General features: G+C 66.8%; 17 protein-coding genes. 12 read left to right on the top strand and 5 right to left on the bottom strand.

Annotated elements, in window-relative coordinates:
• Positions 1-5 precede the first annotated feature (5 nt).
• Positions 6-1,751, top strand: a complete 1,746-nt coding sequence (locus tag AC3ITW_RS12575; protein WP_489389576.1) for a putative porin — start codon at positions 6-8, stop codon at positions 1,749-1,751.
• A gap of 97 nt (positions 1,752-1,848) precedes the next feature.
• Positions 1,849-2,178, top strand: coding sequence for a hypothetical protein (locus AC3ITW_RS12570; protein WP_489389575.1), 330 nt, complete (start codon positions 1,849-1,851; stop codon positions 2,176-2,178).
• A 131-nt stretch (positions 2,179-2,309) separates the two neighbouring features.
• Here AC3ITW_RS12570 and AC3ITW_RS12565 read toward each other — a convergent pair whose 3' ends face one another.
• The 5 genes from AC3ITW_RS12565 to AC3ITW_RS12545 all read right to left on the bottom strand — a co-directional run bounded on the left by AC3ITW_RS12565 (position 2,310) and on the right by AC3ITW_RS12545 (position 6,620).
• The gene (locus tag AC3ITW_RS12565; protein WP_489389574.1) at positions 2,310-3,704 is read right to left on the bottom strand and encodes an ABC-F family ATP-binding cassette domain-containing protein; all 1,395 of its coding nucleotides are present in this window, start codon (positions 3,702-3,704) and stop codon (positions 2,310-2,312) included.
• A 126-nt stretch (positions 3,705-3,830) separates the two neighbouring features.
• The gene (locus tag AC3ITW_RS12560; protein ID WP_032129425.1) at positions 3,831-4,220 is read right to left on the bottom strand and encodes an OsmC family protein; all 390 of its coding nucleotides are present in this window, start codon (positions 4,218-4,220) and stop codon (positions 3,831-3,833) included.
• Between the two features lie 85 nt (positions 4,221-4,305).
• Positions 4,306-4,947 carry a hydrolase gene (locus AC3ITW_RS12555; protein ID WP_065723428.1) on the bottom strand — a complete coding sequence of 214 codons (642 nt, stop codon included), beginning with the start codon at positions 4,945-4,947 and terminating at the stop codon, positions 4,306-4,308.
• Between the two features lie 54 nt (positions 4,948-5,001).
• A complete protein-coding gene (locus AC3ITW_RS12550; RefSeq protein WP_489389573.1) occupies positions 5,002-5,682 on the bottom strand; it encodes a hydrolase in 681 nt (226 codons plus the stop codon).
• 71 nt (positions 5,683-5,753) lie between these two features.
• Positions 5,754-6,620: a pirin family protein gene (locus AC3ITW_RS12545; protein WP_100434750.1), complete on the bottom strand. Its 867-nt coding sequence runs from the start codon at positions 6,618-6,620 to the stop codon at positions 5,754-5,756.
• Positions 6,621-6,771: 151 nt separating this feature from the next.
• Between AC3ITW_RS12545 and AC3ITW_RS12540 the strand changes: the two genes are divergently transcribed.
• From AC3ITW_RS12540 to AC3ITW_RS12495, 10 genes are all read left to right on the top strand, one after another.
• Positions 6,772-7,698 (top strand): LysR family transcriptional regulator, encoded by a 927-nt coding sequence (locus tag AC3ITW_RS12540; protein WP_012511234.1) that lies wholly within the window; start codon positions 6,772-6,774, stop codon positions 7,696-7,698.
• Positions 7,699-7,838: 140 nt separating this feature from the next.
• On the top strand, positions 7,839-8,342 hold the full coding sequence (locus tag AC3ITW_RS12535) for an RNA polymerase sigma factor (RefSeq protein WP_006370408.1): 504 nt from the start codon (positions 7,839-7,841) through the stop codon (positions 8,340-8,342).
• A gap of 82 nt (positions 8,343-8,424) precedes the next feature.
• The gene (locus AC3ITW_RS12530) at positions 8,425-9,381 is read left to right on the top strand and encodes a FecR family protein (RefSeq protein WP_006370406.1); all 957 of its coding nucleotides are present in this window, start codon (positions 8,425-8,427) and stop codon (positions 9,379-9,381) included.
• Positions 9,382-9,563: 182 nt separating this feature from the next.
• Positions 9,564-12,686: a TonB-dependent receptor gene (locus AC3ITW_RS12525; protein WP_489389572.1), complete on the top strand. Its 3,123-nt coding sequence runs from the start codon at positions 9,564-9,566 to the stop codon at positions 12,684-12,686.
• Positions 12,687-12,740: 54 nt separating this feature from the next.
• Positions 12,741-13,505 carry a Slam-dependent surface lipoprotein gene (locus AC3ITW_RS12520; protein ID WP_012511231.1) on the top strand — a complete coding sequence of 255 codons (765 nt, stop codon included), beginning with the start codon at positions 12,741-12,743 and terminating at the stop codon, positions 13,503-13,505.
• A 91-nt stretch (positions 13,506-13,596) separates the two neighbouring features.
• On the top strand, positions 13,597-15,051 hold the full coding sequence (locus tag AC3ITW_RS12515; protein WP_100468742.1) for a surface lipoprotein assembly modifier: 1,455 nt from the start codon (positions 13,597-13,599) through the stop codon (positions 15,049-15,051).
• 112 nt (positions 15,052-15,163) lie between these two features.
• Complete coding sequence (locus AC3ITW_RS12510) at positions 15,164-15,568, top strand: response regulator (RefSeq protein WP_012511229.1); 405 nt, start codon at positions 15,164-15,166, stop codon at positions 15,566-15,568.
• A gap of 9 nt (positions 15,569-15,577) precedes the next feature.
• Positions 15,578-17,164 carry a sensor histidine kinase gene (locus AC3ITW_RS12505; protein ID WP_100468739.1) on the top strand — a complete coding sequence of 529 codons (1,587 nt, stop codon included), beginning with the start codon at positions 15,578-15,580 and terminating at the stop codon, positions 17,162-17,164.
• 70 nt (positions 17,165-17,234) lie between these two features.
• Entirely contained in the window at positions 17,235-17,576 is a 342-nt protein-coding gene (locus AC3ITW_RS12500) for a type II toxin-antitoxin system prevent-host-death family antitoxin (RefSeq protein WP_012511227.1), read from the top strand.
• 3 nt (positions 17,577-17,579) lie between these two features.
• Positions 17,580-18,206, top strand: coding sequence for an ATPase (locus AC3ITW_RS12495; RefSeq protein WP_012511226.1), 627 nt, complete (start codon positions 17,580-17,582; stop codon positions 18,204-18,206).
• Positions 18,207-18,307 lie beyond the last annotated feature (101 nt).

The raw sequence follows: 18,307 nt of genomic DNA, 5'->3' as shown, positions 1-18,307 counted from the left end.
CCGTGATGAACGACCACGTCCGCGCACGAACCGACTCCCGCCGCCCGCGGCCGGCCCGACGGGCGCTGCTGTGCTGCGCCGTGCTGCTCAGCCTGGCCGCCCCGGCCGGTGCGATGGCCGCCGAAACCACCATGGTCAAGCTGATCAAGGGCCTGATCGCCAGCGGTGCACTGAAACCCGAAGACGGCCAGGCGTTGCTGGTGCAGGCCGAGGCCGAAGCGGCGGCCGCACAGCGCACTGCAGCCACGGGCAGCACCGCGGCGAGCGGTGGCGTGGCACTGGAGGCCGGTGACGTGCGCGTGCCGTACGTACCGCAGAGCGTGCGCGACGGTATCCGTGACGAAGTGCGCCAGGACGTGATGGCGCAGGCGAAATCGGAAGGCTGGGCGGCACCCAACGAAGTGGCCGAGTGGACCAAGCGCATCAAGGTCACCGGTGACATGCGTGTGCGCAGCGAGTCGCGCTTCTACTCCGAGCGCAACAGCGACATCGTGAGCAACTGGTCGTCGATCAACGCCGGCAACGGCTTCGACACCAATACCAATACCAACCTGCAGCTGCCGCCGCTGCTGAACACCCGCCAGGACCGCCGCAACCTGTGGCGCATCCGTGCCCGCCTGGGCATCGAGGCAACCATTGGCCAGCACACCACGGCCGGCGTGCGCCTGGCCAGCGGCAGCAGCAATGGCCCCGTGTCGACCACCGAGCAGCTGGGTGGCGGCCTGAGCAAGAAGGACGTGTGGCTGGACCAGGCCTGGCTGGCCTACAGCCCGGCGGACTGGGTGACGGTGCGTGGCGGCCGCTTCGGTAATCCGTTCTGGACCAGCGACACGCTGTTCTCCAACGATCTCAACTTCGATGGCCTGGCCGCCAACCTGAAGTATGACTTCGATGGTGGCGACCTCGACCTGTTCGGCAACCTCGCGGTGGTACCGCTGGAGTACACCTCCGACAGCTCGCCGAGCCAGAGCAAGGTCAAGACTCCGAACGAGAACAAGTGGCTGTCCGGTGCCCAGGTGGGCGTGAACTGGCGCTTCAACGATGACAACGCGCTGCGTGCTGCGCTGGGCTACTACGACTTCAAGAACATCAGCGGTCGCCTGTCCTCAACGTGCTCGCTGTATTCGGGCGCGGTAGGCTGCGACACCGACTGGTCGCGCCCGGCGTTCATGCAGAAGGGCAACACCCTGATGCTGATCCGCAACATCGCGCGCAATCCGGTGGATCCGGCCGGTACGCCGACCCCGCAGTATGTCGGCCTGGCCTCGGCGTTCCGTCTGGCCACGCTGAACCTGCGCTGGGACACGCAGCTGGCGCAGGGTATCGGTCTGCGCCTGGATGGCGATTACGTCCGCAACCTGGCCTACGACAAGCAGGCCATGTTCAGTCGCGCCCAGAACGGCATCGTCAACAACTACGGCGCCGGCGATACTGTGGGCATCGATACCTTCCGCAGTGGCGACACCGCATGGATGGTGCAGGCCACCTTCGGTGCCACCGAGCTGAAGGAGAAGGGCCAGTGGCAGGCGCTGCTGGGCTACAAGCACATTGAGGCCGACGCGCTGCCCGACGCCTACAACGATCCGAACTTCCACCTGGGCGGCACCAATGCCCGCGGCTACTACGTGGGCGGTGCCTACGCGCTCGACGCGCGCAGTTGGATCAGCGGCAAGTGGATGGCGGCCAAGGAAGTGTCCGGTGCGCCGCTGTCGATCGACGTGTTCCAGCTGGAGTTCAACACCGGCTTCTAAGCGGATGGCGTGATGGGCATCACGCGAAGCGTGGCGGGGGCGCAGCGATGCACCCGTCTAAGGAAAGGAGACCACGCGTTGCACAAAGGAGGAATGGATGAGCCGTCGCAAGCTGTTCGAAAGTCCCGAACCGTCCAGCCAGATGCTGGGTGTTGGACCGGCCTATGTTTCAGTGGAGGGCCTGCGCCAACACCTGGCCGAGTTCCTGCTGTACGCAGGCCGGCCGGTGGTGATCATGCGCGGGCGCAGCGAAGTGGGCTACTTCCTGCCGGCGCGCTGCTGGCGTCAGCGCGACGATGACCCGCTGGCGGCGGCTGCCGCCGAGCAGCTGCTGGATGCGGCCGGTTTCCAGGCCGAGGACATCCAGCAGGTGGAGCAGGAGTTCAACGCCATGCGCCATCGCACCGTGCTGCATTCGCGGCGCTGAGCCTTCCGTAGAGCCGAGCCCATGCTCGGCTTTTCGGGCGGTTGCACGCGACGTTGGCAACAGCCCCTGCCGTTGCCTTCGGCTCTACCGTAGATCCACGCCGTATGTGGATAGGCCACACCCGGCCGCAGCTACAACGCCAGCACCTGTCCCGGTTCCAGCGCCCGCAGGAACGCGTCGTCATGCGACACCACCACCAACGTGCCCGGGAACACCCGCAGCACCTGCAGCAGGTGCATCCGCAGCGTCATGTCCAGGTTGTTGGTTGGTTCGTCCAGAACCAGCAGCGCTGGGGGCTTGGCCGCCATCAATGCCAATGAAAGCCGCGCCCGTTCGCCACCGGACAATGCGGACACGGGCGTCTGCGCCGTGGCATCGCCGCGGAACAGGAAGTCGGCCAGGTGCAGCCGGCACTGGGTCTGGCTCCAGTCCGGCATCTGGGCAGACAGCGCCTGGAGAGGCGTGGCCTGCATCGGCAGGTCCCGGTAGTGCTGGTCGAGCAGGGCGATCTGATCAGCTGGCGGCAGCAACCAGTCACCATCACGGTGGATGCTTGGGTCGCCGCACAGCGCGCGTGCCAGCGTGGACTTGCCGCTGCCGTTGTCACCGGTGATCGCCAGGCGATCACCGACATCCAGGCGCAGATGCAGTCCACCCAGCACCGTTTCCGTGGCATGCGCCACGCTGGCGTCGGTCAGCTGCACCACCACTCCCTCACGTCGCCAGCCGGCCGGCAACGCGAAGGTAGGCTCGATGATGGTCTCGCGCTGCAGGTCATTGCGACGAGCCTCGATGTCTTCCTGCTGCTCACGGATCAGCAGTTGCTTGCTGCCGGCGGTGGTATTGCCACGGCCGAGCTTGGTGGCTGAACGCACGCCGCCCCACTTGCGCTGTTCCACCTTGCGCACACCGCGTTCCCGCGAGCTCGCGGCGCGCTGCTGTTCGCGCATCAACGCCTCATGGGCCTGGCCGCGCTCCTGATCCAGCTGGCGCAGCTGCCGGTCGCTGGCCTCGCGTCGCTGCTGCAGGTCCGCCTGATAGTCGCGGTAGCGGCCGCCGAAGTGGCTCACGCGCCCGCCACGTATGTGCCAGAGCTCATTACAGAGCGCATCGATCAGGGCTTCATCGTGGGTGGCCACCAGCAGCGCGCCATGGAACTGGCGCAGGCGCGCGATCAACGAGCGGCGTGCACTGCGGTCCAGGTGATTGCTGGGTTCATCCAGTAGCAGTACGTCGGGGTCGGCATCAAGCGCGCGGGCGAGCGCATGGCGCATCTGCTCGCCGCCGCTACGAGAGGAGTCATCGAGCACGTGCTGCGGCACGTAGGCGATGCGTGCGCCATCGCGCCGGATGATGGTCCCACCACTTGGCACCAGAGTACCGGCCAACATCTGCAACAGGCAGCTCTTGCCGCTGCCGTTGTCGCCGATCAGGGCGATGCGGGCACCTGAGGGCAGGTGCAGGTTGACGTCGGCCAGCAGGGCGCGGCCGTTGAAATCCAGATCCAAAGCATGGGCACGTAACATCGAGTGCGGTCCTCCTGTTGCTGCGCGCTCACTGCATCCGAACGCGGACGCGCAGCTTGGAACAGGGGCGAGGCCGGAACAAGCGAGGAACCGGCCAAGATCCGCCGCAGGTGGGCCAGACCTGCTTCAGCCGCGCTCGCTGGTGATCCGTGCGCCCTCGCGCATCACCAGGGTCACCGGGGTCTTCTCCACCACTTCCAGCAGACGCTGCCACTGTGCATCGCTCAGCTCAGCGCTGGCGTGCAGCACGCGATGTACGTGGAAGCGCCCATCCTCGTCACGCTCAGAGCGCAGCTCGGCATGAAACTCGCCCAGTTCCCAGCCCTTGCGTTGTGCATACATGCGCAGGGTGATGGCGGTGCAGGCCGCCAGCGAGGCAAGGTACAGATCGAACGGCGCGAAGCCCTTGCCCTGGCCGCCGAGCGATGCCGGCTCGTCCGCGTCCACATCAAAGCTGCCATTGCTGATGTGGTGCAGGTAGTTGTCGCCGGTCGAAACAATGCGTGCGTAGGCCATCGGAGTCTCCATCTGTCTATAGCGTCGAGCCGTGCTCGACTGCTCCATAAAGGCGGCGCCAGCCAAGGCCAGCGCCGCCACGAAATCACTCGGTACGATCGTACGAGAACTGGATACCCGCCGTACCACCGGTTTCGATGAAGAGGTTCATGAACGCCGGCACCGTTTCCGAACGGGCCCAGTCGCGCTGCAGCTCGCAGAACAGCTGCGGCACGCTGATCAGCTGGCCACCTGCCTGTTCGATGCGGCGCAGTGCGGCTTCGTGTGCCGCCAGCGAAGTGCCACCGACGGCGTCGACCACCACGTACACCTCATAGCCTTCCTTCAAGGCGTCCAGCGCCGGGAAAGTCAGGCAGGCTTCGGTCCACAGCGCGGTCATGATCAGCTTGCGACGGCCGGTGGCTTCCACCGCCTGGCGGAACTCGACGTCCTCCCAGGAATTGATGGTGGTGCGGTCATAGGTGGGGTAGTCGGCCAGCACCTTGCGCAGCTGCGGAATCGGCGGCTTGTTCAGGCCGGTCTTGACGTTGACCGTCGAATGCACGATCGGCAGCCCGTAGGCCACTGCGGCCTTGGCGGTGCCGACGATGTTGTTGACCAGCAGCTGGCGGTCCATCGAGGCGATGGAGTTCACCTGCACCGGCTGGTAGTCGATGATGATGAAGGCGGAATTCTGCGGGGTCAGCAGGTGGTCGCTGGCCGGGTCGCGGATCGGTTCACTGGACATGGTGGGTCTCCGGTTGGGAGGGGGCCGGCGGCTGGCCGGCACCCCGGGGGCAGCTCAGCTGCGCTGCGAATCCAGCTGCTCGTGGTTCTTCTGCACGTCCTGAGCCTTCAGGTAGCTTTCGATCAGCAGCTGGTAGTTCGGGAAGATCTTCGTGTAGACCTCGGCCCACTGCTGGGCGTCGTCGCGGTTCCAGGTGCGCTGGATCTCCGAGGCCACAGCGGCGGTGTCCATCGGCACCACGCCGGCCTGCACCACGCGGACCAAGGTGATCTCTTCAGCCATCTTCGAATAGGTGCCCGAGGCATCGATCACCGCGAACACCTGGTAGCCATCGGCCACGGCGGCGATCGACGGGAAGGCCATGCACACGCTGGTGATGGTGCCGGCGATGATCAGCTGCTTGCGGCCGGTGGCCTTCACTGCAGCAACGAATTCCGGGTTGTCCCAAGCGTTGATCTCACCCTTGCGCGCCACGTACTGGGCATGTGGGGCCGCGTCGTGGATCTCCGGGATCAGCGGACCGTTCGGGCCCTGTGGAACCGAGGCAGTGGTGATCACCGGCATCTTCGCCAGCGTGGCCATCTTCGCCAGCGCAGTGGCGTGGGCGCGCACGCTGGTGAATGGCATGTCACCGATGGTCTGGAACAGGCCGCTCTGGTGGTCGATCAGCAGCATCGCGGCGTTGTCCGGATCGATCACCGGGCGGGCACCGTTGAAGTTGGCGGGGGTACTCATGGTCAGTCTCCTGGGGAAGGTGGGCGATGGCCCGTTGGCGCGACGGGTCATCACCCGCCGCGCGGAAGCGCTCAGTGCGCGATCTGGCCGAAGCGGCCGCTGTTGAAATCGTTGACCGCCTGGCTGATCTCGGCCTGGCTGTTCATCACGAACGGGCCGTAGCCCACCACCGGCTCGTCGATCGGCTCGCCGCTGAGCAGCAGCAGGGTGGCGTCACTGTCGGCGTCGACGAACACGTCTTCACCACTTCGGTCGAAGGTGACCAGCTGCGCCTCACCGACCGGCTGGCCGCCATTGACGCGGACCGTGCCCTTCAGCACCACCAGTGCCAGCGTGCGGCCATCGGCCACCGCCAGTTCGGCGTGGTGGCCCTGCTGCAGGCGGATGTCCCAGACATCCATCGGCGTGTGGGTACGTGCCGGACCGGCGTGGCCGTCGAAGCGGCCGGCGATGACACGGACGCGGCCGGCGCCATCGGGCAGCTCCACCGAAGGGATCTGCGCATCGAGCAGGGTCTGGTAGCCCGGTGCGCCCATCTTGTCGCGGGCCGGCAGGTTCACCCACAGCTGCACCATGTCCAGCGTGCCGCCGCGCTTGCTGAATTCCGGTGTGTGGAATTCCTCGTGGAGAATGCCGGAGGCAGCAGTCATCCACTGCACGTCACCCGGGCCGATGGTGCCGCCGGCACCGGTCGAATCGCGATGTGCGACCTCGCCGTCATAGACGATGGTGACGGTCTCGAAACCGCGATGCGGATGCTGGCCGACGCCACGCGGGGTATCGCTGGGGGCGAAGTTGTAGGGGCCGGCATAGTCCAGCAGCAGGAACGGGCTCAGGTGCTGGCCGTGGGTGTTGTAGGAAAACATCGAGCGGGCGGGGAATCCGTCGCCCACCCAGTGCGGGCGGGGGGCGCTGTAGGTACCGGTGACACGCTTCATGGCGATCTCCTGGCCGGGGCTGCCGGCCGCTGTTCTTCGTTGCAGGAGACGATATCGCCGCGACAATTGGGCCGGTAGACGCCAATATTTGCCGTCATAGTCCTATATGGTGAACAATGGTCGCAGGCCGTGGGCCGCAGGAGATCGCCCCGTGTTCATCGCAGATATCCGCCGTTGTGACCTCAACGACCTGTTCTATTTCGCCATGGTGGTCGAGCACGGCGGCTTCTCGCAGGCAGGCCGGGCGCTGGCCATGCCGAAGTCGAAACTGAGCCGGCGCATCGCGCTGCTGGAGGAACGGTTGGGCGTGCGCCTGATCCAGCGCTCGACGCGGCGTTTCTCGGTCACCGAGGTCGGCCAGGACTACTACCGCCACTGCAAGGCGATGCTGGTCGAGGCCGAGGCCGCAGAAGAAGCCATCGCGATGTCACGCGCCGAGCCGCGCGGCACCATCCGCCTTGCGTGCCCGATCGCGATCCTGCACGCGCGCATCGGTCCGATGCTGGCCGACTTCCTGGCCCTGCACCCGCAGGTGTCGGTGCAGCTGGACGCCACCAACCGCCGCGTGGACGTGGTGGGCGAGGGCGTGGATGTGGCGATCCGGGTACGGCCGCCGCCGCTGGAGGACAGTGACCTTGTGGTACGCGTGCTGGCGCGCCGAGTGTGGTGCACCAGTGCCAGTCCGGCGCTGCTGCAGCGGCTGGGCACGCCGCAGGTGCCGGCCGATCTTGCGGTGATGCCGACGGTGGACCTCGCTTCGGCCAGCCAGCAGCACGTCTGGGAGTACAGCGGGCCGGACGACGTACAGGCCAGTGTGCATCACCGTCCGCGCCTGGTCAGCGATGACATGATCGCGCTGCGTGCGGCGGCGGTGGCCGGGGTCGGGCTGTTGATGCTGCCGCGGATGATGATCACCGATGAGCTGGAGAGCGGGGCGCTGCTGCCGGTGCTGCCCGAGTGGGTGCCGAAACACGGCATCGTGCATGCGGTGTTCCCGTCGCGGCGTGGGCTGCTGCCGGCGGTACGCGCGTTGATCGATTACCTCGCCGAGCGTTTCGAGGCGTTGGATGAACCGTAGGCTCCGCATCCACGCCATGCGTGGATGATCCTGGTGCCGCGCGACGGGCCTTCGCTTGCCGCCTGCGGCCGTGCAGCCCACAATCCACGTCCGGACCGTCGCCATCACGCCCATCATTCCCCGGTCCGGCCTTGGCACCTATGTCTCCCAATGCCCTGGCGCTGGTCGAGCTGCTGATCCGCGAGCGCCGTGCGTTGTCGCGCTTCATCGCGCGCTATCTCGACCCGGCCAGTACCGAGGACACCCTGCAGAACCTGTACCTGAAGGCCAGCAGCGTGCCCGGCGATCCGCCGATCCTGGAACCGCGTGGTTATCTGTACCGGATGGCCTACCACCACGCGCTCAACCGCAGCCAGGCTGACGCCCGCGAGCGGCGCGCGATGGCCGAGTACGCCGCCGACATGGCCGAGGCCGGCCACGATGGCGAGGCGCAGGCGTTGGACCAGGCACAACTGCGCGAGATCACCCAGACCATCCTCGCGCTGCCGGCGCAGGTGCGTGAGTGCTTTGTGCTGAACCGCTACCTGGGCCTGAGCGAGCGTGAAATCGCCACTCGGCTCGGCATTTCCAAGAGCCTGGTCGGCAAGCATGTGCTGCGCGCGGCACTGCTGATCCAGCAGCATCAACAGGGAACGCGCCGATGACCGGCGATTGCCGTGGGCAGATCGCACCCGCCATTGTCACAACAGGAAAGCGCACCCGTTCGCGGTGCGGCAGGCCACAACCATGACCACGTCCGAACCCTCGCCGCGTCAGGCCAGGCAGGCGTTGCGCTGGGTGATCCGGTGCAGTGCAGGCCCGCTGCCGGAACGCCAGCAACGAACCCTGCAGCGCTGGCTGCAGGCCGATCCACGTCATGCGCTGGCCTGGCGCCAGCAGCAGGCCTTCTGGCAGGGGCTGGATGCCGCCGGGCCCGAGGTGCTGGCGGCGCTGCCCGAGCTCACGACCGATCGCGAGGGGCTGCGCCCGATCGCGCCGCGCCGCCGCCTGCCATGGCTGCTGGCCAGTGCCGCCGCCGTCGTACTGATGGTGACGGCGGCACCGCACGCGCTGCTGCTGGCACGCAGTGACCTGCGCAGCAGCGATGCACCACGCGTGGTGCAGCTGGAAGACGGCAGCACCGCCGTGCTCGATGCGGGCACCGCGCTGGCGCTCGAGTTCGACGGCCAGCAGCGTCGCCTGCACCTGCTGCGCGGGCAGGCCTGGTTCCAGGTGGCGCACGAGGCTCGTCCGTTCCAGGTCGAGGCCGCGGGCGGCCGGGTCCGTGATATCGGCACCGCCTTCAGCGTGTCGATACAGGACACCACGGTCACCACCCAGGTCAGCGAGGGTGTGGTCGACGTGCGTCCGGGCGACGGCAGCGTGCAGCGCCTGCATGCCGGGCAGTCACGGGCGTTCCGTGACGGTCGCTGGCTGCAGCCGGTGCAGCTGGAAGATCCCGAGGCCATGGCGCCGTGGCGGCGTGGTGAGGTCGCGATCGACAATCTGCCGGCCGCGCAGGCCATCGCCGATCTGGCGCGCTATCGGCGTGCACCGGTCTGGGTACTGGGCGGGCAGGGCGCGAACGTGCGGGTCAGTGGCCTGTTCCACCTGCAGCAGCCGGAGACCGCCATTGATGCGGTGGCCGCACAGGCAGGACTGCGCGTGCAGCGCTTGCCCGGTGGCGCGTTGGTGCTGTGGTGAGGTGCCGCCGGTTCATGGCGGAATACGCGGCATGAAAAAAACATGAAAAAACCGTGGGCAGTCGCCACACGCGGCTGTCTATAGAGGTATAGCCAGAGCGAAACACCGTTTCTTCTCAAGCCAGACACACCACCGGCACCGGATGTGCCCGTGGTCCAGCCACGCTTGAGGAGTTCCTGTCCATGCCGTCCACGGCATCTGCCTGTCATCGCCGCGCCACCGTCCTGGCCCTGGCCATCTCTACTGCATTGCTGCCGCTGGCCTGGGTGCCGGTCGTGCAGGCGCAACCGGCGGTCGTCGCGCCGCTGCGCCCGTACACCATTCCGGAACAACCCTTGGCCGACGCCGTGCGCGCCTTTGGCCGCCAGGCCGATGTGCAGGTGGTGTTCCGCAGCGATCTGGTGGAAGGCCGGCGCTCCAGTGCAGTCAAAGGCGAGTACAGCCAGATGCAGGCGCTGCAGCAGCTGTTGCGCGGCAGCGGCGTGCGCGCACAGCGCGGCATGGACGGCACCTGGAGCCTGCGGGCCGCAGCGGAGGCGGGTGAAGGGGAAGGGGTGCGGGTGACCGAAACACTGGACGTGGCCGGTCGCCTTCACTCGGAAGGGGGTGAGGCGCGCGATCGGCGCGGCTACGATGATGTGTTCGCGCTGGATCTGACCACGGCGTATTCGGGGCGCGACCGGGTGGAGCGCTATCGCGGTTCCAATCCGGCCGACGTGGTCAAGGATCTGGTCGGAGTGTTCAGCGGCGATGCGCGCAACAGCGGCGCGCTGGACGTCAACATCCGTGGCATCCAGGGGCCCGGGCGGGTGCCGGTCAGCATCGACGGTGGCGAACAGGCGCTCACGGTCTGGCGCGGCTACAACGGCGTCAGCAACCGCAACTACATCGATCCCAACCTGATTGGTGGCATCCAGGTCATCAAGGGGCCAGGGCTGGTGCGCGATGTGCACAGCGGGATCGGTGGTGCGCTGGTGATCAAGACCATCGACGTTGACGACATTGTTGCTGCCGGCGAGCGCTTCGGCGGGGAGCTGAAGATCGAAGGCAGCAGCAATGCAGTGGCACCGCGCCTGCCGAGGCTGCACACCGGCGAGGATTACCGCACCGTGCCAGGCTTCCCGCAGGGCTCGCCGAACTCACCCTATGACGACCGCAGCCTGGTGGTGCCGGTGAAGTCGCGTAGTGGCAACAATCCCTTCGATGGTGAGGACCAGGCCTGGCGATTGGCACTGGGTGTGCGCGGTGACAACGTCGACCTGATGGCCGCCTACGCCTGGCGCAAGCGTGGCAATTATTTCTCCGGCAGCAAGGGAAGCGCGTACTACGACCAGGACCGGCGCGAGCAGTACGAGTACCAGGGCATCGACTACATCACCACGCTGGCGCGCTACTTCAAGCCGGGCGATGAAGTGCCCAACACCTCCAGCGAACAGGAGTCGTGGCTGGTCAAGGGAACCTGGCAGATCAATGACGACCAGCAGCTGAAGGCCACCTGGCGGCGCACGCTGTCGCACTACGGCGAGATCATGCCGTCGCGCATCCTGTCCGCGCCGGACTACGGTCGCATCCAGTGGCCGCTCAGTCGGGTTGCGTCCGATGCCTGGAACCTGGAGTACCGCTTCCAGCCGGCCGGTAGCCGATGGCTGGACGTGTACGCCAATCTGTGGCGCACCGAAACGGAAAGTGACACCTACACCGCCGGTGGCTTCCCCAACTTTGCACCGGGCAATCCGGCATGGAACCCCGGGGTCAGCCCGATCCTGCGCAACACCGCACTGGCCAATGCACGCAACGACCGTACCGGCCTGACCCTGAGCAACCGCTTCGCGCTGCATTCCACCCTGGATCTGACCGTGGGCGGCAACTGGCAGTACGAGAAGCTGGGTTCGCGCGATCCGTATTTTGGTACCACCGATGGGTGGCGCATGTTCCCGCGTACCGGCCGCCGCCAGGAGGGCGAAGGCTATCTCAACCTTGAATGGCGCCCGGTCGAGTTCCTTACCCTCAATGCCGGCGTGCGTTACAGCCGCTACTGGGCCTTCGACGACTTCCTGCAGGCGCATCCGGAACTGCTGACCAAGGGCGTGGGAAGCAAGGAGGCCACCTACCGGGTCAATGAACTGCCTGAGCGTCCGGCCAGCCTGCAGGCGCAGATCGATGCGCTGGAGGCCGACCGCGAATTCTGGGAGAGCATCGGCATGGGCTCGGTCGTCGATGACGCACTGCGCGGCCTGCTGGCCTATTACGAAACGCCGCAGGCGGTGGAGCACAGGGTGCCCTGGTTGCCCGATGCCAACGGCAACTATGCCCGCGCGACCAACCCCTGCCTCAACGGCGAGGTGGCGGCCATTCCCGGGGTGCTGCCGCTCTATGCCGGCAGCGACCGGGTCTGCAACATCGGCAACACCATGCAGTCCAGGCCGGTCGACGGGCGCAACGATCGTCAGCGCGATCACGCGTGGCTGCCCACCTTCTCGGCCACGGTGAACCTGTCCAAGGCCGCGCGCGTCTACCTGCGCTACAGCGAAGCGGTGCGCTTCCCGAGCATGTTCGAAAGCACCATTGCGTTCTCCAGCAGCCTCAATCCGCTGTACACGCTCAAGCCCGAGCATGCCTACAACTACGAATTTGGCTACGTGCACAACCTGTCGGGGCTATTCGGCAACACCGCCGATGCCGACGTCAAGCTGGCCTACTACGTGCACAAGACCCGCAACGTGATCGAGCGCGATGCCTACTTCCTGTTCGACAACATCGACAAGCAGACCATCCGTGGCATCGAGCTGCAGGCGCGTTTCGACAACCGGCGCTTCTTCACCGACCTGGGCATCTCGCGCACGCTGGAGAACGAAGTCTGCGACGAAAGCAGCGCCGTTCTGCTCGATGCCAATCGCGGCCTGGTTCCCAACTGCGTGCAGGATGGCTTCGTCAGTGGCTACCTGCTGACCCAGGCGATCCCGAAGCTGTCGGTGAACTGGTCGCTGGGCACGCGCCTGTTCGACGAGCGGCTGGAACTGGGCAGCCGCATCGTCCACTACCAGCGCCATGACAACCCCGATCTGCAGGCCTACCGCGACCGCCTGCTGGCCGGTGGCAGCAGCCTGCTCTGGCAGAACGTGCCGTTCACCTGGGGAAACATCACCACTGTCGATGCCTACGCGCGCTGGCGCGTCAACGACCACGCCAGCGTCGAGCTGGTGGGCAGCAACCTGGGCAACCGCTACTACGTCGATCCGGCGACGCGCTCAACGCTGCCGGCGCCGGGCCGCACCTTCAAGCTCGGCATCACCGCACGCTTCTGACCTCCCGCTTTCAAGCGTTGTACCTGTAGTTCCCATAACCCAAGGAGTAATACCATGAAGATGATCTCCCGTTCGGTTCTCGCCGTCGCCGCCACCTTCGCCCTGGCCGGTGCCGCCCATGCAGCCGACATCGTCGGTGCGGCCAGCCCGGCAACCGATGCCGAGCTGTACGTCGCCGTCGGCGAATCGCAGGTCAATGGTGGTCCGCACTCGGCGGGCAAGGCCGGCATCGGTGTCGGTACCGTCTCCAATGCCAAGCCGGTGGATTTCCAGGGCCTGAGCCTGTACTCGGGCACCACCACCGTCAATGGCACCAACGTGCGCACGCTGGCCATGCCGATCACCGGCGCCCCGGGCAGCCACGCCGGCATGGGCCACTTCAACTTCGTCAAGGTCGGCAGCGGTGACGTGTGGTTCGGCGAATGGTCCAAGGATGGCGCCGCCGGTGGCTTCAACAACCGCCAGGTGTATTTCGTCGGTGATCGTACCGGCACCACCCTCCCGGCCGGTGTGGCCACCTACAGCGTGGCGGGCCTGAACAAGTTCAATGGCAGCAACCTGTTGTCGGGCACCTTCCGCGCCAACTTCGGCAGCGGCACGCTGCAGGGCGGCCTGGCCGGCGGCGGCCTGTCGGTCAACGTCAGCGCCTCGATCAACAGCGCCAACGCGTCGTTCGCCGGTTCGGCCACCGCCAATGGCACCGTTGCCGGCACCACCCAGGGCCAGTTCTTCGGCGCCAACGCGGCCACCCTGGCCGGTATCGCCACCTTCAGCGGCAACAGCCAGTACGACACCGCCTTCGGCGGCAGCAAGAACTGATTGCCACGCCCCTGACGGGGCAGGGCAGGGACAAGCCGCGATCCGCCAGTCCCTGCTTCGGCCCGCTGCATCGCATCACCACGGATCGCCCATGCGCCACCCCATTCTTCTTGTGTTCCTGCTGTTGATCGCCGCCGATGTACGCGCCCAGCAGGACGATCTGCGCCGCGTGCTCGAGCAGGGCAGCGAACTGCGCCACCAGCAGCAGGACCAGCAGCGGCTGCAGCAGGCCGAGTCGGAGCGGCCGACCATCACCATCGACGGCCAGACGCTGCGCGTGGAGCGCACCGTCGATGATCTCGGCCAGGCGCTGTACCTGTCGCTGCAGCATCAGCAATGGCAGGCCGCCGCTGCGTTCCTCGAGGAGTACATCGAACTGCCGGGGCATGATCCCCTGCTGCGCCACTATGCGCAGGGGGCGCTGGCGCGGGTGGCCGGCGACCATCGTCGCGCGGTGAAGGAGTACGAAGCGCTGTTGGCGGCGCAGCCGGATTTCCTGCCAGCCCGCCTTGAGTTGGCGCGTGTCTATGCGGAAGACCAGCGCGATCGCGATGCGGTTGCGCTGTTCACGGCCATCGCTGCAGGCATCAATGCCGATGATCCGGCCACGGCCGGCGTCCGCGCGCGCGTGGACGGCTACCTGAGTGCCCTGCAGGCCCGTCAGCGCTGGAAAGGCGCGCTGTCCGCCGGCCCGGCATGGAGCGACAACATCAACCGCAGTTCCGCCAGCCGCACCTGCCTGTTCGGCGTGGGCGACGCGTGCATCATCGAACGGAAACTGCCCGACGCCCAGCGCGCGGCGGGCCTCGACTTCGACGCCAGCCTGGAGCGGCGCTGGGTGCTCGGCGGGCATCATGGGCTGTACGTGCGCGGTCTGGCCTTCGGTCAGACATGGCGCGGGCACAGTGAGTACAACGAGCTCAATGCCAACGTGCAGGCGGGTTATAGCTGGCGTAGTGCACGGCAGACCGTGCTGCTTGCCCCCAGCTATGACTATCAGGGCCTGGGCAACCATGCGCTGCAAGGCGGCAGTGGCGTGCACGGGGAATGGCAGTACGCCCTGGATGCACGCAGCCTGCTCAAGCTGGAGGCTGACTGGAAGCGCCAGCGGTATCGCCAGCAGGGCCTGGCCAGCAACTACGACGGCGAGCTGGCATCGTTGTATGCCACCTGGTTCCGCGCGCTCAATCCGCGCTGGACGGTCTTCGCCGGGCTGGATGTCACCGACAGCAGCGCAGCAGACCCGGCCAACGGCTTCCGCCAGCGCGGCCTGCGGCTGGGCGCGGCGCGGCAATGGAGCGGCACCACGGCCACCGTGTTCGTATCGCTGCGCGAGCGTGACTACGACGCATGGAGCCCGTTGCTGGAAGCACGGCGTGAGGACAGCGAACAGAACCTGATCGCCATCGTCCGCAGCGAGCGCCTGGCCGTGGCCGGGCTGGTGCCCAGCCTGAGCCTGCGTTATGCCCGCATCGACAGCAACGTTGGCTGGCTGTACAGCCATGATCGCAATCTGCTCAGCCTGAAGTGGGAGCGGGCCTTCTGAACGCGCCGTGCCCGCGGCCTTCATCGATCGTCACGCGCTCTTGTAGGCCGGATCGCGCATCCTGCCCTCGTTGCGACCGCAGGCGGGTCGCGTGCATCGAGGAGCGAGGAACGTGCTGGAAGCGGGCAGCAAACCGGAGGGCCTGAAGGGGCTGCGGGTACTGGTGGCGGAAGATGAATTCGCCATCGCGATGTTCCTGGTCGACTATCTGGAGCTGAAAGGCGCACAGGTGGTGGGGCCGGCGGGAAACCTGCAGGCGTTGGGGCAGCTGGTCGATACCCATACCATCGATGTAGCGTTGCTGGACATCAACCTGGGCGGCGAGCAGGTCTATCCGCTGGCCGACCGCCTGGCCGAGGCCGGTACCCCGTTCCTGCTGACCTCCGGCTACGACGACAACCTGCCCAGCCGCTTCGCCAGCGCGCCGCGCTGTACCAAGCCCTATCACATCGAAGCCCTGGTCCAGCAGCTGGCCGGGCTGGTGGCGACGCCGCAGGTCCCTGCGGGCATCGCCTGATTGAGCGGCATGTCGCGCCGTCCTGAAGGCATTCACGCCGCCGAGCTGCGTGGCGGAATGCCACCCACGCCGCGCCCGCACGCGCGCCACGATGGCATGGCCGCGCGTATCGCCCGCCATGACTGGTCACGCAGCCCGTTGGGCGCGATCGAGCAATGGCCGCCGCACCTGCGCGCCACCGTCGATCTGATGCTGGCCCACGGCTTCCCGATGATCGTGTTGTGGGGCGAGCAGCTGGTGCAGCTCTACAACGATGGTTACGCCGAGATCCTGGCCGACAAGCATCCTGGCGGGCTTGGACAGCCGACCCGTGAATGCTGGCCCGAGGTCTGGCACATCAACGGTCCGCTCTACACCCGTGTATGGCAGGGCGAGACGCTCACCTTCGAAGACAAGCTTTACCCGCTGGCCCGCCATGGGCGCCTGGAAGACGTCTGGTTCACCATCACCTACAGCCCCATCCGTGGCGAAGAGGGGCGGATCAACGGGGTGTTGGTGACCATGTTCGAGACCACCGCGGCACACATGGCGCTGGCCGCGCGTGAGCGCGAGGAGCTGCGGCGGCGCGAGAGTGACCGGCGCCTGGAACTGGCCTTCAGGATGCTGCCGGTGGGCCTGTGCATCGTCGATCTGCAGGGTCGCATGCTGCTCTCCAATGATCAGATGCGCGCCTATCTGCCCACCGGCAAGGTGCCTTCCAGGGACGCGGACAACCAGCATCGCTGGCACGGCTGCCATCCCGATGGCACCACCATCGCACCGGACGACTTCGCCATCGCCCGTGCGATGCGCGGCGAGACTGTGGTGCCGGGGCTGGAGTTCCAGTACCTGCATGATGATGGCCGCGCGCGCTGGACCCGGGTCGCTGCCGCGCCCCTGCGCGATGCCGACGGTGAGGTCAGCAGCGTGTTCGCCATCGCCGTGGACATCGATGATCTCAAGCGTGCGACCGAGCGCCAATCGGTGCTGTTGGCCGAACTGCAGCACCGGGTGCGCAACATCATGTCGACCATCCATGCCATCGCCTGGCGTACCCGCGAGTCGGTCGGCAGCGTGGATGAGTATGCCGAACGCCTGTGCGGGCGGCTGATGTCACTGGCGCGCACGCAGAGCCTGCTGACCCGTGGCGCCAACGCGGGGGTGTGCCTGCGCGGCATGCTGGATGAGGAGATCGCGGCGCAATCCCCGCCTGCTGCGGTCTACCGCCTGCAAGGCGAGGACGTGCTGCTGCCACCGAAGGCCGCCGAAGTGTTGTCGCTGGCCATCCATGAGTTGGCCACCAATGCGCTGCGGCATGGTGCGCTGACCCATGAGGATGGGCATATCGACGTGTCCTGGCACCTGCAGGTGCAGGAAGGGCAGCCGTGGCTGGGTCTGCACTGGTGCGAGCGCCATGCCGAGGTGGAGGACTGGGAGCTGCCCCGGCAGCGGGGCCTTGGCCGGTCCCTGATCGAGCAGCGCGTTCCCTATGAACTGGCCGGCAGTGGCGAGCTGCGCTTTGGCGCGCAGGGCCTGGATGCCTGGATCCGCTTCCCGCTGCGCGAGCGCGACAGCCTGTTGCAGACCGACGCCCCTCAGGCTGGAACCGGCAGGTGAATGCCATTAATCCCCAATTTCGCCAAATTGGGTATAATGGCCATAGTCCACTTCTGTCTGGAGCCGTGCCATGACCCTCCCGCTGGATCTGCCAGGCCTTGAGAAGGCCCCGGCCTCGTCGGTGAAGACCCGGGGCTGGCCGAGCCTGATGCGCACCGTGCGCGAGAAGCAGGCGCTGGTCATCACCAACCATAATCATCCGGAAGCGGTGATCGTGGATATCCGCACGTATCAGGAGCTGCTGGCCAAGGCCGCCGGCGGTGATGCGGGTGAGCGCAGCGAGGAGCTGCTGCGCCTGCGCAGCGAGTTCGACCAGACCCTGGCCGGCCTGCAGCGCGGGGAAGGGCTGGGCAAGGTGCTGGGTCAGCCGATCCGTCGCGGCCGCAAGGTCACCCTCGGCCGTCCGCTCTGACCGATGGGGCGGATCCTGGTGCTGGCCGGCGTCAATGGCGCCGGCAAAAGTTCGCTGCTGGGTACCTGGCTGGAAGCCGAAGGGCTGGGCTGGTTCAATCCCGATTCGTTCACCCGCCGCCTGGTCGAGGCCGGCTGGCCGCTGCCCGAAGCCAATGCCGAGGCCTGGCAGGAAGGCACCCGCCGCCTCCGCCAGGCCATGGCCGATGGCACGGATTTCGCCTTCGAGACCACGTTGGGTGGCAACACCATTCCACGCCTGCTGCGCGAGGCCTGCGAGCAGCATCATGTGGCGGTATGGTTCTGCGGCCTGGCCACGGTCGAGCTGCATATCGCCCGCGTTGCGGCGCGGGTGGCGGCTGGTGGCCACGACATTCCAGTGGAGAAGATCCACGCCCGCTTTGATTCGGCACGCGAGAACCTGCTGGAGCTGCTGCCACACCTGGCCGAGCTGCATGTCTACGACAACAGCGCACCGGCCGATGCCGAGGGCTGTGTCGAGCCGCTGCCAGTGCTGGCGATGGAGCGCGGCCAGCTGCAATACCCGGTCTCGGTGGCCGAACTGCTGCATACGCCTGACTGGGCCAAGCCGATCGTGATGCGTGCGATGGAGTTGGACACCCCGCAGTAGATCCACGCCAGGCGTGGATGCCCTCCACAAATCGCGCGAAACCACGCCGTGCATGACTGGGCGCCACCGGAGCTGCGGTTAGACTGACCGCACACTCAAGG

The organism is Stenotrophomonas sp. KH_052, from assembly GCF_057838755.1.
Note: the sequence above shows the minus strand (reverse complement) of the source record. Positions and strands in the feature narration are given on the sequence as shown.

Coding starts and splice junctions, on each gene's coding strand:
- AC3ITW_RS12575 (WP_489389576.1), top strand. CDS start 6: ATGAACGACCACGTCCGCGCACGAACCGACTCCCGCCGCCCGCGGCCG.
- AC3ITW_RS12570 (WP_489389575.1), top strand. CDS start 1,849: ATGAGCCGTCGCAAGCTGTTCGAAAGTCCCGAACCGTCCAGCCAGATG.
- AC3ITW_RS12565 (WP_489389574.1), bottom strand. CDS start 3,704: ATGTTACGTGCCCATGCTTTGGATCTGGATTTCAACGGCCGCGCCCTG.
- AC3ITW_RS12560 (WP_032129425.1), bottom strand. CDS start 4,220: ATGGCCTACGCACGCATTGTTTCGACCGGCGACAACTACCTGCACCAC.
- AC3ITW_RS12555 (WP_065723428.1), bottom strand. CDS start 4,947: ATGTCCAGTGAACCGATCCGCGACCCGGCCAGCGACCACCTGCTGACC.
- AC3ITW_RS12550 (WP_489389573.1), bottom strand. CDS start 5,682: ATGAGTACCCCCGCCAACTTCAACGGTGCCCGCCCGGTGATCGATCCG.
- AC3ITW_RS12545 (WP_100434750.1), bottom strand. CDS start 6,620: ATGAAGCGTGTCACCGGTACCTACAGCGCCCCCCGCCCGCACTGGGTG.
- AC3ITW_RS12535 (WP_006370408.1), top strand. CDS start 7,839: ATGTCTCCCAATGCCCTGGCGCTGGTCGAGCTGCTGATCCGCGAGCGC.
- AC3ITW_RS12530 (WP_006370406.1), top strand. CDS start 8,425: ATGACCACGTCCGAACCCTCGCCGCGTCAGGCCAGGCAGGCGTTGCGC.
- AC3ITW_RS12525 (WP_489389572.1), top strand. CDS start 9,564: ATGCCGTCCACGGCATCTGCCTGTCATCGCCGCGCCACCGTCCTGGCC.
- AC3ITW_RS12520 (WP_012511231.1), top strand. CDS start 12,741: ATGAAGATGATCTCCCGTTCGGTTCTCGCCGTCGCCGCCACCTTCGCC.
- AC3ITW_RS12515 (WP_100468742.1), top strand. CDS start 13,597: ATGCGCCACCCCATTCTTCTTGTGTTCCTGCTGTTGATCGCCGCCGAT.
- AC3ITW_RS12505 (WP_100468739.1), top strand. CDS start 15,578: ATGTCGCGCCGTCCTGAAGGCATTCACGCCGCCGAGCTGCGTGGCGGA.
- AC3ITW_RS12500 (WP_012511227.1), top strand. CDS start 17,235: ATGACCCTCCCGCTGGATCTGCCAGGCCTTGAGAAGGCCCCGGCCTCG.
- AC3ITW_RS12495 (WP_012511226.1), top strand. CDS start 17,580: ATGGGGCGGATCCTGGTGCTGGCCGGCGTCAATGGCGCCGGCAAAAGT.